Source organism: Brevibacterium sp. K11IcPPYGO002 (assembly GCF_050920635.1).
Classification (GTDB): domain Bacteria; phylum Actinomycetota; class Actinomycetes; order Actinomycetales; family Brevibacteriaceae; genus Brevibacterium.
Map to the genome: position 1 here is coordinate 2,382,831 of NZ_CP131929.1, position 18,029 is coordinate 2,400,859.

At 66.3% G+C, this 18,029-nt stretch carries 13 protein-coding genes and 1 tRNA gene; 5 read left to right on the forward strand and 9 right to left on the reverse strand.

The window, feature by feature from the left end; all coding sequences use genetic code 11:
* Positions 1-38 precede the first annotated feature (38 nt).
* Positions 39-389 carry an Rv2175c family DNA-binding protein gene (locus QYM46_RS10830; RefSeq protein ID WP_432788930.1) on the reverse strand — a complete coding sequence of 117 codons (351 nt, stop codon included), beginning with the start codon at positions 387-389 and terminating at the stop codon, positions 39-41.
* A gap of 126 nt (positions 390-515) precedes the next feature.
* Between QYM46_RS10830 and QYM46_RS10835 the strand changes: the two genes are divergently transcribed.
* Positions 516-1,616: a lytic transglycosylase gene (locus QYM46_RS10835; protein ID WP_432788931.1), complete on the forward strand. Its 1,101-nt coding sequence runs from the start codon at positions 516-518 to the stop codon at positions 1,614-1,616.
* Positions 1,613-3,727 (forward strand): protein kinase domain-containing protein, encoded by a 2,115-nt coding sequence (locus QYM46_RS10840; protein ID WP_432788932.1) that lies wholly within the window; start codon positions 1,613-1,615, stop codon positions 3,725-3,727. The genes QYM46_RS10835 and QYM46_RS10840 overlap by 4 nt, the downstream gene beginning before the upstream one ends.
* Positions 3,728-3,882: 155 nt before the next feature.
* Here QYM46_RS10840 and QYM46_RS10845 read toward each other — a convergent pair whose 3' ends face one another.
* Genes QYM46_RS10845 through gcvH form a run of 4 tightly spaced genes read right to left on the reverse strand, consistent with a single transcriptional unit; the run spans position 3,883 to position 7,258 of the window.
* On the reverse strand, positions 3,883-5,277 hold the full coding sequence (locus tag QYM46_RS10845; RefSeq protein WP_432788933.1) for a class II 3-deoxy-7-phosphoheptulonate synthase: 1,395 nt from the start codon (positions 5,275-5,277) through the stop codon (positions 3,883-3,885).
* A gap of 10 nt (positions 5,278-5,287) precedes the next feature.
* Entirely contained in the window at positions 5,288-5,773 is a 486-nt protein-coding gene (locus QYM46_RS10850; RefSeq protein ID WP_025780069.1) for a bifunctional nuclease family protein, read from the reverse strand.
* Between the two features lie 10 nt (positions 5,774-5,783).
* Positions 5,784-6,854: an FHA domain-containing protein gene (locus QYM46_RS10855; protein ID WP_432788934.1), complete on the reverse strand. Its 1,071-nt coding sequence runs from the start codon at positions 6,852-6,854 to the stop codon at positions 5,784-5,786.
* Positions 6,854-7,258, reverse strand: a complete 405-nt coding sequence (gene gcvH / locus QYM46_RS10860; protein WP_169252499.1) for a glycine cleavage system protein GcvH — start codon at positions 7,256-7,258, stop codon at positions 6,854-6,856. Before gcvH ends, QYM46_RS10855 begins: the two co-directional genes overlap by 1 nt.
* 230 nt (positions 7,259-7,488) lie before the next feature.
* Between gcvH and QYM46_RS10865 the strand changes: the two genes are divergently transcribed.
* Positions 7,489-7,565 (forward strand) — tRNA-Pro (locus QYM46_RS10865).
* Positions 7,566-7,649: 84 nt separating this feature from the next.
* Here the strand turns inward: QYM46_RS10865 and QYM46_RS10870 are convergent.
* From QYM46_RS10870 to QYM46_RS10885, 4 genes are all read right to left on the reverse strand, one after another.
* On the reverse strand, positions 7,650-8,828 hold the full coding sequence (locus QYM46_RS10870) for an MFS transporter (protein WP_432788935.1): 1,179 nt from the start codon (positions 8,826-8,828) through the stop codon (positions 7,650-7,652).
* Positions 8,825-10,216 (reverse strand): sodium:proton antiporter, encoded by a 1,392-nt coding sequence (locus tag QYM46_RS10875; protein WP_432788936.1) that lies wholly within the window; start codon positions 10,214-10,216, stop codon positions 8,825-8,827. The genes QYM46_RS10870 and QYM46_RS10875 overlap by 4 nt, the downstream gene beginning before the upstream one ends.
* 195 nt (positions 10,217-10,411) lie before the next feature.
* Positions 10,412-10,915, reverse strand: coding sequence for a DedA family protein (locus tag QYM46_RS10880; RefSeq protein ID WP_169252501.1), 504 nt, complete (start codon positions 10,913-10,915; stop codon positions 10,412-10,414).
* 223 nt (positions 10,916-11,138) lie between these two features.
* Positions 11,139-12,353 (reverse strand): amidohydrolase family protein, encoded by a 1,215-nt coding sequence (locus QYM46_RS10885; protein WP_432788937.1) that lies wholly within the window; start codon positions 12,351-12,353, stop codon positions 11,139-11,141.
* Positions 12,354-12,610: 257 nt separating this feature from the next.
* Here QYM46_RS10885 and QYM46_RS10890 point away from each other — a divergent pair, with 257 nt between their 5' ends.
* Positions 12,611-16,549, forward strand: coding sequence for a Pls/PosA family non-ribosomal peptide synthetase (locus QYM46_RS10890; protein ID WP_432788938.1), 3,939 nt, complete (start codon positions 12,611-12,613; stop codon positions 16,547-16,549).
* Entirely contained in the window at positions 16,500-18,017 is a 1,518-nt protein-coding gene (locus QYM46_RS10895) for a M1 family metallopeptidase (protein ID WP_432788939.1), read from the forward strand. Before QYM46_RS10890 ends, QYM46_RS10895 begins: the two co-directional genes overlap by 50 nt.
* The last annotated feature ends 12 nt before the right edge of the window (positions 18,018-18,029 follow it).

Consider the following 18,029-nt stretch of genomic DNA (forward strand, 5'->3'; position numbering starts at 1 on the left):
GACGAACGGTCCTGCGCACCTCGAGTGTGCGGCGCAGATCAGAACGCGAGGGCCTGAGCGCGGCGGCGCACTTCCTTCTTGTTGCCGGCGCGAAGCAGGTCGATGGGCCGGCCGGGCAGGGATTCGTCGTGGGTGAAGAGCCACACGATGGCTTCTTCGTAATCGAATCCGGCGTCGTAGAGGGTATGCAGGGTGCCCTTGAGCGGTTTGACGACCTCACCGTCGACGAAGAAGGCCAACGGGACCCGCAGAACCTTCGGATCGCCGGTCTTGATTCCGCAGATGGCGCCGTCTTCGAGCAGCCTCCGCACCTGGGAGATGCCGAGCCCGGTGAGTTCTGCGATGTCGGGCAGCGGGGCCCAGTCCTGGACGAGTTCTTCGGTATTCACACCCTCAAGCGTAGCAATATTCGGCAGAAACACCCCGCCATGCGGTGCCGAATGCTCGGGTCGAGCCCGCCCACTCGTTAGGCTGGGGATCGTATCCCCACTCGACATGAAGTCAACAGGTGACAGATGACACGACCGCGACGGCACAGGCCCGTCACCGCCGCTCCTGACATCCGCGCCGCATCGAAGGTGAATTCGACCGGTCCGATCCCAGGAGCCGAACGAGTCGACCCCGAAAACGAATCCCCCACCGAGGTGGCCCCCACCACCGCATCCGACCACGACTCCGATGACGCGGACACGGCGGCCGCGAGCACCGGCCCACAGTGGATCTCGGGCACCGCGGGTGCGACCGTGCCCGTCACCCACGGCGGCCGCACCTACAAGGTCAAGCAGGGCGACACCCTCTACGCTGTGGCCAGCAAACACGGCGTCTCCGTGCCTGCACTGGCCGAACTCAACCGGATCTCGCCGCGTCAGAACCTTCATCAAGGGCAGGTCCTGTCTCTGCCGGAGAAGAACGATCTGCCCGATGATGATCCCTCACACGTCGTCGCCCCCGGTGAGACCCTGCAGGGAATCGCCGCACGCCACGGAATCTCACCGGCGACCCTGCGGCGGGCCAACGCCATGGGCGATGACTCGTTCATCACGGTCGGCGAGCTCCTCCTGCTTCGCCCGTCGACGGCCCGCCCGCGTCGCACCGCACCCGAAGCGCCTCGTGACATCCCCCGCGTCGCCGCCAGCGCGCAGGTCGAAGGCATCCGCCCCGCGGTGCTCCACGCGGCACGGCTGAACAAATACACCCTGCTGCACCGCCGCCATCCGGCACCGGCGCAGGCGAAGCTGCTCGTCGCTTCACTGGCCGTCGAACTCGGAGCCGATCCTGCCCTCATGCAGGCCGTTGCCGCACAGGAATCAGGTTTCCAGCACACGACGGTCTCGGCCGGCAATGCGATCGGCATCATGCAGATCACTCCCCGATCCGGTCGCTGGGCGTCCGATATCGTCGGCCGCGGACTCGATCTGCTCGATATCGACGACAATATCGTCGCCGGCACCGTCATCCTCGGCTGGCTGATGGAAACCGCCGAATCGGAGAACGAAGCCATCGCCGGCTATTACCAGGACCTGCGCTCGGTTCGCGCCGACGGACTGCTGCCGGAGACGAAGGCCTTCGTCCGCGGTGTCCAGCTGCAGCGTGTACGTCTGCAGGAGGCCCTGTGACCGCCCGCCGAGATCCCCTCATCGGCACGGTGCTCAACGACCGGTACCGCATCGATGCCAAGATCGCCCGCGGCGGCATGGCCATGGTCTACCGCGGCACCGACCTGCGTCTCGACCGTGAGATCGCGATCAAGGTCATGCACGAACACCTCATCTCCGATGACACCTTCGTCGAACGCTTCCGCCGAGAGGCCATCAACGCCGGTCGCCTCACCCACCCGAACCTCGTGGCCATCCATGATCAGGCCCGCGACGGCGATATCGTCTACCTCGTCATGGAGTACCTGCCGTCGGTGACGCTGCGCCGTGAGCTCAAGCACCGCGGCACCTTCACCCCCAGACAGGCGATCGTCGTCCTCGACGCGATCCTCGCCGCACTGGAGGCCGTGCACTCGACGGGCATCATCCACCGTGACCTCAAACCCGACAATGTGCTGCTGGGCACCGACGGTCAGGTCAAGCTCGCCGACTTCGGTCTGGCGCGCGCCGTGACCACGGCGACGACGACGAAGACCCTCATCGGCACCGTCGGCTATGTTGCTCCCGAACTCGTCACCCGGGCCGGGGCCGATGCCCGCACCGATCTGTACACGGTCGGCATCATGTTCTACGAGATGCTCACCGGCGCACAGCCCTACACCGACGATGTGCCGATCCAGGTCGCCTACCGGCACGTCCACGACACGGTTCCGCCGCCGTCGGAGGTCGTCGCCCGGCTGAGCCCGCGCCTGGACGCACTCGTGCTGTGGGCGACGTCGAAGGATCCCGAGGACCGCCCTGCCGATGCCGCCGAGTTCCGACTGGCGTTGGCCGAAGCACGTGCGGAGATGACCGAGGCCGAGCTCGACCTCGGAGATCCGCAGATCGCGGCCGGCGAGCATTCCCCCATGCTCACTGCGAGCATCGATCTCGGCGAGGAAGCGCCGAAGGAGAAGCGCTCCCGCACCGACGAGATCCCGTATCTCGAAGGCGAAGAGGATGACGCCGAGGCGGACACCGGTGCAGCTGACCCCGACGATGAAGACGACGACCCGGACAATGCCGCCGGTGCGGCCGCCACGGCTGCGCCCGGAGCCGGAGTCCTCGGTGGCGGTGCCGCAGCGGCCGCGGCCGGAGTCAGCGCCACCGCTGACTCCCCCGACGCCGATGCTGCGGACTCCGCCGCTTCCGACGAGCCTGCAGACTCGGACGATTCCGGTGATCGAGAGGACACCGAGGACGAACAGGAATCGAAGGATTCGGAATCCGATCGCCGCGGCCCGGCCATGATCGTCGCCGGCTCCGCGGCCGCCTCGGCGAGTCCCTCCGCTGTCCGACGCCGCCGACGCCGCATGCTGACGGGACTCGTCGCCGTGGTCGCGGTTCTCGCTCTGGTCGCCTGGTTCGTCATCGCGAACCTGCCGGCACCGACATCCATCGTCCCCGGCGAACTCGCCGGCAAACCCGTCGACGAGGTCACGTTGCAGTTGGAGGACAACGACCTCAGGGCCGAGCCCAAGGAGGTCTTCGACGACAAGGTGCCCGCCGGCACGGTCATCGGCACCGAACCCGTCAGCGGAGCGGAACTCGCCCCCGACTCGTCCGTCACGGTCGTCGTGTCCAAGGGTGAGGAGAAATTCGCTGTGCCGAAGCTCGCAGGCAAGAGCCGCGACGAAGCAGAGGACGCGCTGAAGAAGGTCAGCCTCTCCGTCGGCAAGGTCGAGGAGGAGTACAGCGACACGGTCGCCGAGGACACCGTCATCTCGGCATCGCAGAAAGCCGGGACGAAGCTGTCGAAGGGCGAGAAGATCGATCTGGTCGTGTCCAAGGGTGTCGCTCCGATCCCGGTTCCCAACGTCGAAGGACTGACCTTCGACGCTGCCTATGCGACCCTGGCCAAGCGCGGATTCCGCGTCGGCAAGGACGAGGTGTTCTCCGACGACGTGCCCAAGGGCAAAGTCGTCTCGCAGTTCCCGAAGAGCACCGAGGCGAAGCCGGCGAATTCGCTCATCATCGTCCGCGTGTCCAAGGGCAAGGAGAAGACGGACGACTCCGACTCGAAGGATGATAAGAAGGACGAATCCAAGGACAAGAAGTCCGACGACGAGAAGAAGGACGACTCGGACACATAGGACTCGTCGGTCAGGCACGACGGTCGGTCGGACGAAGATTCCCGTCGGTCGGACGAAGATTCCCGTCGGTCGGACGAAGATTCCCGTCGGTCCGACGACAATGCCGGGGGCCCGCAGAGTTTCTGCGGAGCCCCCGGCATCGTCAGCTGTGGCTGTTACTTCCGGCGAGTCAGGTATTCGGCGACCTGGAACGCCATCTCCAGCGACTGATCGTGGTTGAGGCGCGGATCGACCAGGGTCTCATAGCGGCGACGCAGACCTTCGTCGTCGATCTCGGTGGCTCCGCCCATGATCTCGGTGACGTCATCACCGGTGAGTTCGATGTGCAGTCCGCCGGGGATCGTGCCCGCGTCGGCATGGGCGGTGAAGAATCCCTCGACCTCCGCCATGACGTCTTCGAAGCGGCGGGTCTTATACCCGGTGTTCGAGGTGATCGTGTTGCCGTGCATCGGGTCGCAGACCCAGGTCACGTGCGGCAGGCGGTCGCCGATTCCCGACAGCAGGGCCGGCAGCGATTCGCCGATCTGACCGGCACCCATACGGGTGACGAAGGTCAGGCGGCCCGGCTCGGCGTCCGGATCGAGCTTCTCGGCCAGCGCCAGAGCGTCGTCCGCCGTGGCCGTCGGTCCGAGCTTGACGCCGATGGGGTTGCGCACCTTCGACAGGAAGTCGACGTGGGCACCGTCGATCTCGCGCGTGCGTTCACCGATCCACAGGAAGTGGCCGGAGACGTCGTAGGCGTCACCGGTGCGCGAGTCGATGCGGGTCAGTGCCCGTTCGTATTCGAGCAGCAGCGCCTCGTGGGCGGCATAGAATTCGGTGGTCTTGAGCGCGTCGAAGTCGGCTCCGCAGGCATCCATGAAGCGGATGGCACGGTCGATCTCGGCAGCGGTCTGTTCGTAGCGCTGGTAGCCGGGGTTCGAGGCGAGGAAACCGCGGTTCCAATCGTGGACGAACCGCAGATCGGCGAAGCCTCCCTGGGTGAACGCACGGATGAGATTCAGCGTGGAGGCGGAGATGTGGTACGCCTTGAGCAGACGTTCCGGATCGTGACGGCGGGAGTCCTCCGTGAACTCGTAGCCGTTGACGATATCGCCGCGGAACGACGGCAGGGTGACCCCATCACGCGTCTCCATATCGGCCGACCGCGGCTTCGCGAACTGACCGGCCATGCGGCCGATCTTGACCACGGGCATCGAACCGCCGTAGGTGAGCACGGCCGCCATCTGCAGAACCGTCTGGACTCGAGCCCGGATCTTGTCCGCCTGGGCTCCGTCGAAGGATTCGGCGCAGTCTCCTCCGGCCAGGACGAAGGCCTCACCGCGTGAGGCGGCGCCGATCCGCTGCTTGAGCACATCGGCTTCTCCGGCGAAGACCAGCGGAGGAGAGCTGCGCAGATCGGTGAGCACCTCGTCGAGGGCGGCGCTGTCGAGATACGTCGGCTGCTGCTTCGGATCCATTTCTCGCCAGTCGTCGAGACCGCGGAGATTGTCGTGGCCGGCAGCGGCGATTTCTCTGTTGGACAGGACCGGATCGGTGTGGAGACTCACTGTTTCACTTTCATGGATTTTCGGTACCGGTCTCGAAGTCCTCGGCCGAGACGTTGTCGAGGAAGTCTCTGAACTGTGCGACTTCCTCTTCATCGGCCTCGGGGGCTTCGATTCCGGATTCTTCAAGCAGTTGTGTTTCGACGAAGACGGGGCAGTGCGCTGTCAGCGCCAGAGTCACCGCGTCCGAGGGGCGCGCGGAGATCGATTTCCCGTCGTTCGTGTGCAGCTCGGCCAGGAAGATCTGACCGTCCTTGCCGGTGATCGTCACATCCTGCAGCTCGGCGTCGTACTTCTCGAGGACGTCGAGCAGCAGAGCATGCGACATGGGGCGGGGCGGGGTCAGCCCCCGCTGTGCGATCGACAGCGCATTGGCCTCGATCGCTCCGACCCAGATCGGCAGGTAGTAGGCAGGTTCGCTGGCCTTGAGCAGCAGAATCGGCTGGTTGGCGGGCATTTCGATGCGGACGCCGACAACCTCGACTTCGACTTTTGACATTATCCCCCGGTCAGGAGCGCGGACGCTGCTGGAAGATCATTCGGAACTTGCCGATCTGCACATCGGCTCCGTTCTGCAGTTCGATGGAGTCGATGAGCTGACGCCCCACATAGGTGCCGTTGAGCGAGCCCGTGTCGCGCAGCGTGAAACCGCTGGGCGTACGGATGAACTCGGCATGCTTGCGCGAGACGGTGACGTCATCGAGGAAGATGTCGGCGTTCGGGCTGCGGCCCACGGTGACCACATCGGTGTCGAGCAGAATCTGCGAACCGGAGTCCGGCCCGGAGACGACGACGAGCAGAGCATCGGCGTCCTGCAGACCTTCGAGGTCGGGCACCGGGTGGATCTCACCGGTATGCGGATCCAGGATTCCCTGGAACTGCTGGCTGCCCGAATCATTCATCGGATCCTGACCGCCGCCCGTCGGCGCACCCTGGGGCTGACCGGACTGTGGCTGACCGTACTGGCCGGGGCCGGGCTGGCCTCCCTGCTGCTGGTTGGGATCGAACTGACCGTACTGGCCGGCGCCGTTCGAGCCGTACTGCGGCTGGCCGCCCTGCTGCGGCTGGCCACCCTGCTGCGGCTGGTTTCCGTACTGCGGCTGACCTTGGCTGCCTTGCGGCTGGCCGAAGTTCTGCGGCGGATACTGATTCTGCTGAGGCTGATATTGGGGCTGGCCCTGGCTGCCCCGACCCTGTCCGGCATAGGGCTGGTTGGCCGGCTGGGACGCACCATAGTTCTGTCCGCCCTGCGGGGTGCCGCCGAACTGCTGACCGTTACCGTACTGTGGTCCGCCCTGGGGCGTGCCGCCGTAGTTCTGTCCGCCCTGCGGGGTGCCGCCGTAGTTCTGACCGTTGCCGTACTGCGGCGCCTGCGGGGCTCCGTCGGCCGGCTGCTGCGTGACGGGCGGGGTGTTCCCCTGGCCGTTCTGGTCGACCTGAGGGTTCATCCGAGTTGCCGACTCGTCACCGCCGTTGCCGTTTCCGGCTCCGAATGGGAACTTCTTCGACTGCGGGACCTGTCCGTTGTCATACCAGGGCTGCGAGGGGGTCGGACGATTCTGATCGTGATTCTGCGACATTACGCCTCCTCGCTCTGAATGAGCTCTTTGTACGCTTCGCTGTCCATCAGCGATTCGAGCTGTGCGGGGTCACTGAGTTCGACGAGATACATCCACCCGTCCTCGAAAGGCGACGAGTTCACGGTCTCAGGTGAATCGTCGAGTGAGTCGTTGACCTCGGTGATGGTCCCCGACACAGGTGCGATCAGGTCCGAGACGCTCTTCGTGCTCTCGACTTCGCCACAGGACTCCCCTGCGGTGACCGAGTCCCCGGCTTCAGGCAGGTCGACATAGACGACGTCACCCAGCTGTTCCTGGGCGAAATCAGTGATACCCACACGGACTACTGCATTGTCTTCCGTGGTCGCAACCCACTCGTGGTCGCGCGAGTACCGCAAAGATACTGGATAATCCAGATCTGCCATGTCGACTCCTCTAGTTTGTCGGTGTACCAAGCATAGCCGCCTGGGCCACGTTCATAACAATCACGAAACGGAAATGTTACTGAGTCACCCTGACAGGCCTCTGCACGTCCCGCTTCTTCGGTATCTACCTGGGATGATACCTGTTTTTCGAAGGTCACGGAACGCGGTTTTGGCAGTTGACCCCCGATCGGTATAAGCTAGTTCTCGTTGCCCACGAGGGAGTACGGTAACGGGCTATGGCGCAGCTTGGTAGCGCGCTTCACTGGGGGTGAAGAGGTCGTGGGTTCAAATCCCGCTAGCCCGACCACCAGGGTCACCACCCGCTTCTGAGAGAATGTGTCGCCACTTCGTTCATACGAAGGAGCGGCACATTTTTCGTTGCCTGAGAAGATCATCGCTCATCGCTTCGGACGTCCAAGCGGCGCGCGAAGACCATCGTCAGGATGCCGATGAGCATGAGGATGCCCAGACCCCATCTCAGTCCGGCTCCTGTGGCGACGACCCCGACCAGCGGACTCGTGCCGAGGTAGCCGACTCGCATCAGCCAGTTCACCAGCGTCACTCCCCCGGCCCGGCCGACGCCGGGCAGTCGACCGGCCGCGCCGAGTGCACCGGGCACGAGCGTCGCCGAGCCGAATCCGAGCGCCCCCATCGAGACGAGCAGCAGAATCGGCTCCTGGGCCGCGATGACGCCGACCCCGCCCAGAGCGATGAGTCCGCCCCCGAGGCGCGCGATCCGGCCGGCCCCGAACTTCGCCACGAGCACGTCCCCGCTGAACCGTCCGAGGCATTGGCTGCCGATGACGATGCTGAAGGCGATCCCCGCCGAGGCGGCCGGAACGTCCGCGAGTTCGACCGCGGCCAGCCCGGCCCAGTTGTTCGCAATGTCTTCGACCGAGGCACCGCAGATCGCTACGATCGCCAACGGCAGCGCCGCCACCATGATCGCTCGCTTCGGGCGGGCCGCCGCCCCATCTCCGCCGCCTCTCCCATCGTCGGCGTCGGAGCCGGCGATCCGTCTCGGTGAGGCAGAGCCGCCGATGAGGCAACGTCCCACGATGGTGATGAGCACGGTCGCGACGCCGATGAGCGCCAGCCACACCCGCATGTCGGCGCCGGAGCTGGCGGCTGCGGTCGCAGCGGCTCCGCTGAGCAGTCCCCCGAGGCTCCACAGCGCATGCATCGATGACAGGATCGTGCGACCTGATCTCTCCTGGACGGAGATGCCGACGACGTTCTGCGCGACGTCGACGATCGCATCGCAGCAGCCCAGCAGGAGGAGGCAGCTCGCCATCGTCACACCATTGACCGACCAGACCGTCGCCGCGGCGGCCGCACCGAGCATCACAGTCCCTCCGATGACGACTCGGTGGGCTCCGAATCGGGCGATGAGCGCGGCAGGCAGGGCCGAGGACAGCAGCGATCCGGCGGCGAAGCAGGCGACGACGAGGCCGAACTGCCAGGAACTCAGCCCGAGTCGGTCGACCAGCAGCGGATACCACGGCAGGAGAGCCGCGAAGACGGCCCCGTTGCCGGTGAAGTAGAGGCCGACTCCGGCCGCGGCCCTCACGCGGCCTTCGCGGCTTTCGCTGCGCGCAGGTCTCGCCCGGCCAGTCCGAGGATCACGAGCGCGAGTAGGACTCCGAGCAGACTCCACCACAGCGAGTCGGCCATGAAGACGAGCACCATCGAGGCGAGGATCGGCGCGAGGCGGCGCAGCGACCACCACACATAGCCGCCGAAGCTCGGCATCGCCACGTGCGCCGAATCCGCGACGGATTTGACCATGAAGTTCGGTCCGTTGCCGATGTAGGTGATGGCCCCGCCCATGACGGCTCCGAGCGAGACCGCGATGAGCAGGGTCTCGGACACTCCCGCCACTCTCGGTTCGCCGGGCACCTGAGCGGCCATCTCGAAGAAGGTGACATAGGTCGGGGCGTTGTCGAGGACGGAGGAGAGACCGCCGGTGAAGACGAATAGGGAGATCTCGCCCAGCGGGATCTTGTGGGCGACCTGGCCGAGGTAGGCCAGGGCCGGCATCATCGTGAGGAAGATGCCGATGAAGAGCGCTCCGACCTCGAGGATCGGCGTCCACGTGAACTTGTTGAGGTTGAACCGGGCACCGCGATCACCGACGAGGAACGACGTCGCCGCGGAGACGAGCATGACGAGTTCGCGCCACGGCACGAAGTCCGAAGCACTCGCATGTCCCATGTCGATCGCGTGCAGGTCGACCGAGGGGACGAACGCGACGGCGACGATGATGATCGCCAGGAACAGCAGACCGCTGGCACCGCGCAGGCCGAGTTTCGTCGCATGCTCGGCGTCCTTGGCCAGGGCCTCGACCGGTTCCTTCGCATACATCTTCGTATCGAGGGCGAAGTAGCTGATGAGCAGCAGAGCGTTGACGAACAGCCAGTACGGCCACAGCCCGAATGTCCATTCGAAGGGGACTCCACGCAGCATGCCGAGGAACAGCGGCGGATCGCCCAGTGGGGTGAGCAGACCACCGCAGTTCGCGACGATGAAGATCGTGTAGATGACCGTGTGAGTGCGGTGCCTGCGGTCCTGGTTCGTGTTGAGGATTGGGCGGATGAGCAGCATCGCCGCACCGGTGGTGCCGATGAATGAGGCGAGCACACCGCCGACGGCGAGGAAGATCGTGTTGTTCCGCGGTGTCGCCTTGATGTCGCCGACGAGGAAGATCCCGCCCGAGGCGACGAAGAGGCTGCCGATGAGCATGATGAATTGGAAGTACTCGAGCAGCGCGTGGATGACGGTCGTCGTCTCCCCGCTGAGCAGGAACCACACGGCGATCGGCACGCCGAGGATGAGGGCGACGAGGAGCTTGACGAGGTTGCGGTCCCAGATCTTCTCCGTGGCGGGGATGAGCGGGAGCACCGCGATGCATCCGAGAAGCAGAACGAACGGAATGATGCTCCACCAGGCCACGACCATCCGAGGACTCCTTTACTCACTGTCGACGAGCAGCCTCGTCCCGTCGACCTTGACGCAGTCTCACTCTACTGAATTCGCACACCGCTTCGGATCACGGTCTGCCGCACGGACGCTGCTTGTCGCACGGACGCAGAGAGCCTCGGACGAAGATCGTTCAGTTCGCCGAAGCGGTCGGCAAGTCAGCAGGGGTGCCGTTCAGTTCGCCGAGGCGGAGGTCGACTCCTCGGCGGGGTCTCGGTCCCTGCGCAGTCCGATGAGCAGACCGATGATCGCGATGACGAACACGAGCCCCAGCCCGACGGTCAGTCCCGGTTCGGCCTGGTAGGCCCGGGCCACCGCTGTGAAGCCGAGGAACCCGACGGTCGAGTAGATGAGCGCCCACAGTGATCCGCCCACAACGAGCGCCGGTATGTAGCGGCGGTAACGCATCCCCGTGGTTCCGGCAGCGAGGTTGACCACCGTCTGCAGTCCGACGGTGAGGAAGCTCAGTGCCACGACGGGAGCCCCGAAGCGGTCGATCGTGTCCTCGGCACGGCGGTATTTGGGTCCGGCCATGATCCTCTCGACCCGGGCGAATCTGCGGATTCCCCTGCGTGCGAAGCGACCGAGCAGGAAGGTGCCGCCGGCGCGGCAGATGATGATGCCGAACATGATCAGCCAGGTCACGGCGATCGGGAACGACCAGTCGAGCGGATTCATCGGTGCGCGGCACTCCTCCCTCTGGGCGTTCCCGCCGCAGTGACGTGCTGCGGACTGATGGATCGGTCGCTCCCATCATAACCTCATTAGGTTAGGTTTGCCTCACCGAGCATTCGGTCGAGACCGGTCTCACTCGCCGAGGCGGCTGTGCCCACGCAGTCGGACGAACCGGGCGTACCGCCTCGGCGACGATGCTCGGCGGCGTTGCTCGGCGGTCAACCGCTCAGACGAGCGCACCGTCGAGGTAGACGGCGTTGACCCGGTCCTCGATTCCGCGGACGTCGGCTGTGCGCAGGTCACCGTCCACGACGACGAGGTCGGCCAGCCCGCCCTCACCGATCCGCCCAACCCGATCGTCGTCGAGCAGCCGGGCGGCCACGGAGGTTCCGGCGGCGAGCGCCTCCGTTGTGGACAGTCCCACCTCGGCCAGCAGGCTGATCTCTTCGAGGTTCTTCCCGTGCGGGCCGACTCCGGCATCGGTGCCCAGGGCGATCGGGATTCCTGCTTCGTGGGCCCGGGCGATCGACTCCTGGTGGGCGTCGACGACGCGCCGGGCCTTGTCCACGACGGAGGCAGGCAGACCAGCCCCGGCATCGGCGGCCTTGATGACGGCCTGCGGAGCCTGCAGGGTGGGGACGAGGAAGGTGCCGTGCTCACGCATGAGGTCGATGGCTTCGCCGTCGAGGTAGATGCCGTGTTCGATCGAGCGCACCCCGGCGCGCACGGCGTTCTTGATTCCCGGTGCACCCTGCGCGTGGGACATCACATGGGCACCTTGGGCGGCCGCCTCGGCGACGATGACGGAGATCTCGGCTTCTGTGAACTGCGAGTGCCGCGGGTCGTCCCGCGGGGACAGCACTCCCCCGGTCGAACAGATCTTGATGTGGTCGGCCCCGGCCCGCAGCAGCTCCCGGGCCTTCTTCTGCACCTCTTCGAGTCCGTCGGCGACTCCCGACGGACGGCCCGGGTGCGGGGCCAGGAACGGGGATTCGGCTCCGGAGACGAGGTGGAAGTCCCCGTGCCCGCCGGTCTGGGACATGATGTTCACGGCGATCGTCAGTCGCGGACCGCGCACCACACCGGTCTCCACGGCCACCTTCGCGCCGAGGTCGGTGCCTCCGGCATCGCGCACGGTCGTCACTCCGCCCTTGAGGGTGGCTTCCATATTCTTCACGGAGTTATAGAACTGCAGCGAGAAAGGGTCGTGGAAGTTCGAGGTGGCTGCCGCACCACTGCTCGTGAGATGGACGTGGCAGTCGATGACTCCGGGAATGATCGTCTGTCCCGTGCAGTCGATGTGCTCGTCTCCGGCGTTGTGCGAGCCCTGCCCTCCTTCGGTCACCGAGGCGATCCGTCCTCCGTCGATGACGACGTCCCGAGTGCCGGGCAGGAAGCGGGTTCCGTCGAAGACTGTGGCGTGGGTGAGAACTGTGACCATGGGCGTGCTCCTCATCATTGAAAGTCAGCTGGTCGACCGTGGACGGTCGTCTACTCACATCTATCACGGACGCCCGCTCCGTGACGATCTGCGCGCTGATCACGAGAACGCTGACGATAGGATCGGACAGTTGGACCGGAATGCGCACCATTCGCGTCCCGACCCGAATTCACGTCCGCGACACCTTCGTCGGCTACGGTCACCGGCGATGCCGGTCGGCCCGGCACCAGTCAGCTCCCGATCGACCCGGAAGACACGTGAGAGAATACGCACCGCAGTTCCCGTCCCCCGTACGGCCCCGTGAGGACCGCACCCTCATCGACGTCCTCCTCGAGTCGGCCGCTGCTCATCCCGATCAGCCTGCCCTCGACGACGGCGCTCGCGTGCTCAGCTACTCCGAGCTCATCACCGCGATCCGCGATCTCGCACTGGAGATGGCCGCAGCCGGAATCGGGCCCGGGGACAAGGTCGGCATCCGTGTCCCCTCGGGGTCCGTGGACCTGTATCTGGCGATCCTGGCCACGCTCATGCTCGGCGCGGCCTACGTTCCCGTCGACGTCGACGACCCGGATGAACGCGCGCGCACCGTGTTCGCCGAGGCGGCCGTGACCGGAGTGATCACCGCCGGACCACACATCGAATCCCGCACCGGTCGAGGGCCCCGTGATCGCTCGGAGCTGCGTTCCCCCACCCCCGATGACGACTGCTGGGTGATCTTCACCTCCGGATCGACGGGCACCCCGAAGGGCGTCGCCGTCACTCACCGTTCGGCGGCGGCCTTCGTCGACGCCGAGGCGGCCCTGTTCTGTATCGCGGAGCCGCTGGGTCCCGGCGATCGCGTGCTGGCCGGACTGTCCGTGGCCTTCGACGCCAGCTGTGAGGAGATGTGGCTGGCGTGGAGGCACGGCGCGTGCTTGGTCCCGGCCCCGCGTGCACTGGTGAAGTCCGGGATGGATCTGGGCCCGTGGCTGTCGTCTCGGCAGATCACCGTCGTCTCCACGGTGCCGACCCTGGCCGCACTGTGGCCGGCGGAGAGTCTCGACAATGTCCGCCTCCTCATCTTCGGCGGAGAGGCCTGTCCGCCCGAGCTCGGCCGCCGGCTGCGCGACGACGACCGCGAGGTGTGGAACACCTATGGTCCCACCGAGGCGACCGTCGTCGCCTGCGCGGCCATGCTCGACGGGTCCGAGCCGGTGCGCATCGGCCTGCCGCTCAAAGGGTGGGACCTCGCCGTCGTCGATGCCGAGGGAGTGCCCGTCGCCGCTGGCGAGACCGGCGAACTCATCATCGGCGGGGTCGGACTGGCCCGCTACCTCGATCCGGCGAAGGACGCCGAGAAGTTCGCCCCCATGCCGAGTCTCGGTTGGGACCGGGCGTACCGGTCCGGCGACCTCGTCGTCAACGATCCGGCCGGGCTCATCTTCGTCGGCCGTGCCGATGAGCAGATCAAGCTCGGCGGCAGGCGCATCGAACTCGGCGAGATCGATGCCGCCCTGCAGGCCCTGCCCGGTGTCGAAGGTGCCGCAGCCGCGGTGAAGAAGACCGCTGCCGGCACGGACGTCCTCATCGGCTATCTCGCCCCCGGCGCCGGTGCCGGTGAAGCCGATCTTCCCTCCTGGGAGGCGCGGCTGCGCGACGAACTGCCTGCCGCGCTCGTTCCCCGTCTGGCTCTCGTCGCGGACCTGCCCACGAAGACCTCCGGCAAGGTCGACCGCAATGCCCTGCCCTGGCCGCTCGATGCCGGCGCCGAGGCGGCCGGATCCGATGAGGTCTTCGACCAGGACACGGAGTGGGTCGGGCAGCAGTGGGCCGCGGTCCTCGGTGCCCGTCCGGGCAGCGATACGGACTTCTTCACCGCCGGCGGCGGTTCCCTGGGTGCGGCCCAGCTCGTGTCCCGTCTGCGCACTCGCCATCCCAGCGTCACCGTCGGCGATGTCTACGCCCATCCGCGCTTCGGTGCCCTGGCCGGGCTCTGCCTCGGTGAGGAGGGCTCCGGGATCGGACCGACGGGTCCCAAGCGCACGATCAACCGGACCTCCCGGGGGATGCAGGCCTTCCAGGTGCTGCTCGGCATTCCGGTGCACATCCTCGGCGGGGTCCGGTGGGTGGTGCTGGCGATGGTGCTCGCCAACCTCGGCGTGAGTCTGGGCGCGGATCTGCCGCTGACTCCGTGGCCGGTCGTCGCCGTCCTCTTCCTCGTCTTCGTCACCGCATGGGGGCGGATGCTCATCTCGGCAGGAGCGGCACGGCTGCTCATGATCGGGATCCGACCCGGTGTCTATCCGCGCTCGGGTTGGGTGCACAAGCGACTGTGGCTGGCCGAACACATCGCGGATCTCGCTGCGGCGGTCTCGGTGGCGAGCGCACCCTGGGTGACCTGGTACGCGAAGCTGCTGGGCAACCGAATCGGGCCCGATGCCGATCTGCATTCGGTGCCGCCGGTGACCGGTTTCCTCACCTTCGGCGAAGGCGCTGCCGTCGAACCCGAGGTCGATCTCAAGGGCTGGTGGGTCGACGGGGATCTGCTGCGCATCGGACGCATCGACATCAGTCGCAATGCCACGATCGGTGCCCGATCGACGCTCATGCCCGGCGCCGAGGTGGGTGTCGGGGCCCTAGTCGAAGCCGGATCGGCGGTGACCGGGCGGGTGCGGAAGAACCAGATCTACTCGGGTTCACCGGCCGTGCGCGTCGGGAAGGCGAAGAAGTCCTGGCCGGCTCCCCCGCCGAGGCGACGTCTGCCGTTCCTGTTCTATGCCGTCGGCTCCCAGATCAATGCGCTCCTGCCGTACCTGGCTGTGGTGCCGGGAATCGCCCTCATGCTCGGGGTCTCCGGGATCGAGGTCGTCGAGTCGCCCTGGCTGCTCGCGGCGTGGTCGCCCGTGGTCGCCTGTCTGTGGTTCGTCACCACGGCCCTGTTGGTCCTCATCGCGGTGCGGATTCTGGCGATCGGCATGGACGAAGGCGAGTTCCCCGTCCGTTCGGCCAGAGGTTATCGGGTGTGGGCGACCGAGCGTCTGCTCGACATGGCCCGGGACCTCCTGTTCCCCCTCTACGCGTCGATGCTCACCCCGTGGTGGCTGCGCCTCCTCGGTGCGAAGGTCGGGCCGGGCACTGAGATCTCGACGGTCGTCTTCGTTCCGAAGATGACGACGATCGCCGCCGGCGCCTTCCTTGCCGATGACACCATGGTCGCCAGCTACGAACTCGGCCACGGCTGGATGCGCGCCGGGCGGGCGAAGGTCGGCAAGCGCGCCTTCCTCGGCAACTCGGGGATCGCCTCCCCCGGCCGCAGGGTGCCGAAGAACTCCCTGGTCGCGGTGCTCTCGGCTGCGCCGGCGAAGGCGAAGAAGGGGTCGTCGTGGCTCGGTTCTCCCCCGGTGCAGCTGCGCCGCGCGACCGTGGAATCCGACGAGTCGCTCACCTATTCCCCGACCTTCGGGGTCAAGGCCGCGCGTGCCTTCTGGGAGACGCTGCGGATCTCTTCGATCATCGCCGGCGGTGTGCTCATCACCGGGGTCGTCCTCACCATCTGGTTCTTCCTCGGACTGCCGGGCGGGGTGGCCGCAGAGTCGACGACATTCCTCGCCTCGGTGCTGCTGGCCCTGCTCACCTCGGGCATCGTGATGATGGCCGCAGGTGCTGTGGCGGCGGGACTGGCCGTGGCAGCGAAATGGATCCTCGTCGGCCCCATCCGTCCCGGGGAGCATCCGCTGTGGTCGTCATTCATCTGGCGCAACGAGGTCGCCGACTGCTTCGTCGAACTCGTGGCCGCCCCATGGTTCACTCGGAATGCCGTGGGGACGCCGGCGATCGTGTGGTACCTGCGGGCGATGGGCGCGAGGATCGGTCACGGTGTGTGGTGCGAGAGCTACTGGCTGCCGGAGGCCGACCTCGTCGAACTCGGGGACAACTCGACGGTCAACCGCGGATGTGTGGTCCAGACTCACCTGTTCCATGATCGGGTGATGAGCCTCGATTCCGTTCGGTTCGATCCCGGCGCCACCTTAGGGCCCAACAGCGTCATCCTCCCGGCATCCACGCTGGGTGAGAACGCCACGGTGGGAGCGACGTCTCTGGTCATGCGCGGGGAGTTCGTGCCGGCCCATGCCTATTTCAGCGGCAATCCTGTCATACCCTGGGTGGATGCCCCAGAACTTCCCTCACTCGAAGAAGCAGGCCGATCGCATGCTTGATTCCTATACCCAGGGCGTCGGCAACGCTGACCTTCGTATCGACCACTACGATCTCGACCTCGACTACCGCATCGGCCCGAACCGGCTGGCGGCCAGGGCGGTGCTCAAGGGCCGGGTGCTCACGGACACCTCATCGATCGTCCTCGATCTCACGGGACTGCGGGTGACGAAGGCCATCGTCAACGGCAAGAAGGTCCGCTTCTCCGCCCGGGGGAAGAAGCTGCGGCTGACGATCCCGGCGCTGGTCAGCGACCAGCCGGTGGTCATCGACATCAGCTATGCGGGCAATCCGGAACCGGCGATCGGCACCTGGGGTGACGTCGGCTGGGAGGAGCTCGAAGACGGAGTGCTCGTGGCCGGACAGCCCGTCGGCGCCTCGACCTGGTTCCCGTGCAATGACCATCCCTCGAACAAATCCCAGTACCGCATCTCGGTGCTCGTCGAGTCCGAGTACACGGTGGTGTCCAATGGGTCCTTGACGAAGAAGACCCGCAAGGCCGGGCGGACACGGTGGACGTATGAGTCGACGACTCCCCTGGCGACCTACCTGGCGACGGTGCAGATCGGTCGGTACCGGTACGGTCAGATCCCGCTGAGCTCCGGAACCATCGGGGTCGGCGCCGCAATCCTCGGCGCTGCGAAGGACGCCGTCGCGGGCTCGGCCGGAGATGCCCTGACGAGCGCCGCCCGAGGAGTCGCCGGTGCCGCCGACGGAGTCGCCGGCGCTGCCGGCAAGGACGTGCCTGTTCACGATTCTTCAGGCGGGCGCTCGGCGCACAGCCGGACCGAGTCCCCCGTTCCCCTCGGCGTCTACGCAGACGATCATTGGGATGTGGCCGTCGCGCGCCTCGGTGTCCAGCACGGAATGATGAACCTGTTCATCGAACGCTTCGGCCCCTACCCGTTCGACGTCTACGACGTGGTCGTGACCGATGATGTGCTCGAGATCCCGCTCGAGTCGCAGCCCCTGTCCGTGCTCGGGCCCAATCATCTGGGTCCCGAGTGGGAGGCCGAACGCCTCGTCGCCCACGAGATGGCGCACCAGTGGTTCGGAAACTCGCTCACCCCATCACGCTGGCGCGACATCTGGCTCAACGAGGGCTTTGCCTGCTACGCGGAGTGGCTGTGGTCGGAGGAGTCCGGGCGGGCGAGTGCCGATGAACGTGCCAGACAGTGGTGGGAGGAGCTGTCCGCTCAGCCGCAGGATATTCTGCTCGGCGACCCGGGCGGGCCGGACATGTTCGACGACCGCGTGTACAAGCGCGGCGCTCTGTGCCTGCATGCTCTGCGCCGTGAGCTCGGCGATACGGACTTCTTCGCCGCCGTCGGCGAGTGGACGAAGCGGTACCGTCATTCCTCGGTGAGCACCGAGGAGTTCATCCGCTGCTTCTCCGAGTCGACAGAGCGTGACATCGCCGAGGTGGTCCGTCCTTGGCTCGACGAGCTCGAACTTCCCGAGCTTCCGTAAAGGGGTCAGTGG

Excerpts from the sequence above, each read along its gene's own strand:
- QYM46_RS10850 (WP_025780069.1), bottom strand. The coding sequence starts at position 5,773 with ATGTCAAAAGTCGAAGTCGAGGTTGTCGGCGTCCGCATCGAAATGCCC.
- QYM46_RS10875 (WP_432788936.1), bottom strand. The coding sequence starts at position 10,216 with ATGGTCGTGGCCTGGTGGAGCATCATTCCGTTCGTTCTGCTTCTCGGA.
- QYM46_RS10835 (WP_432788931.1), top strand. The coding sequence starts at position 516 with ATGACACGACCGCGACGGCACAGGCCCGTCACCGCCGCTCCTGACATC.
- gcvH (WP_169252499.1), bottom strand. The coding sequence starts at position 7,258 with ATGGCAGATCTGGATTATCCAGTATCTTTGCGGTACTCGCGCGACCAC.
- QYM46_RS10895 (WP_432788939.1), top strand. The coding sequence starts at position 16,500 with ATGCCCCAGAACTTCCCTCACTCGAAGAAGCAGGCCGATCGCATGCTT.
- QYM46_RS10855 (WP_432788934.1), bottom strand. The coding sequence starts at position 6,854 with ATGTCGCAGAATCACGATCAGAATCGTCCGACCCCCTCGCAGCCCTGG.
- QYM46_RS10880 (WP_169252501.1), bottom strand. The coding sequence starts at position 10,915 with ATGAATCCGCTCGACTGGTCGTTCCCGATCGCCGTGACCTGGCTGATC.
- QYM46_RS10885 (WP_432788937.1), bottom strand. The coding sequence starts at position 12,353 with ATGGTCACAGTTCTCACCCACGCCACAGTCTTCGACGGAACCCGCTTC.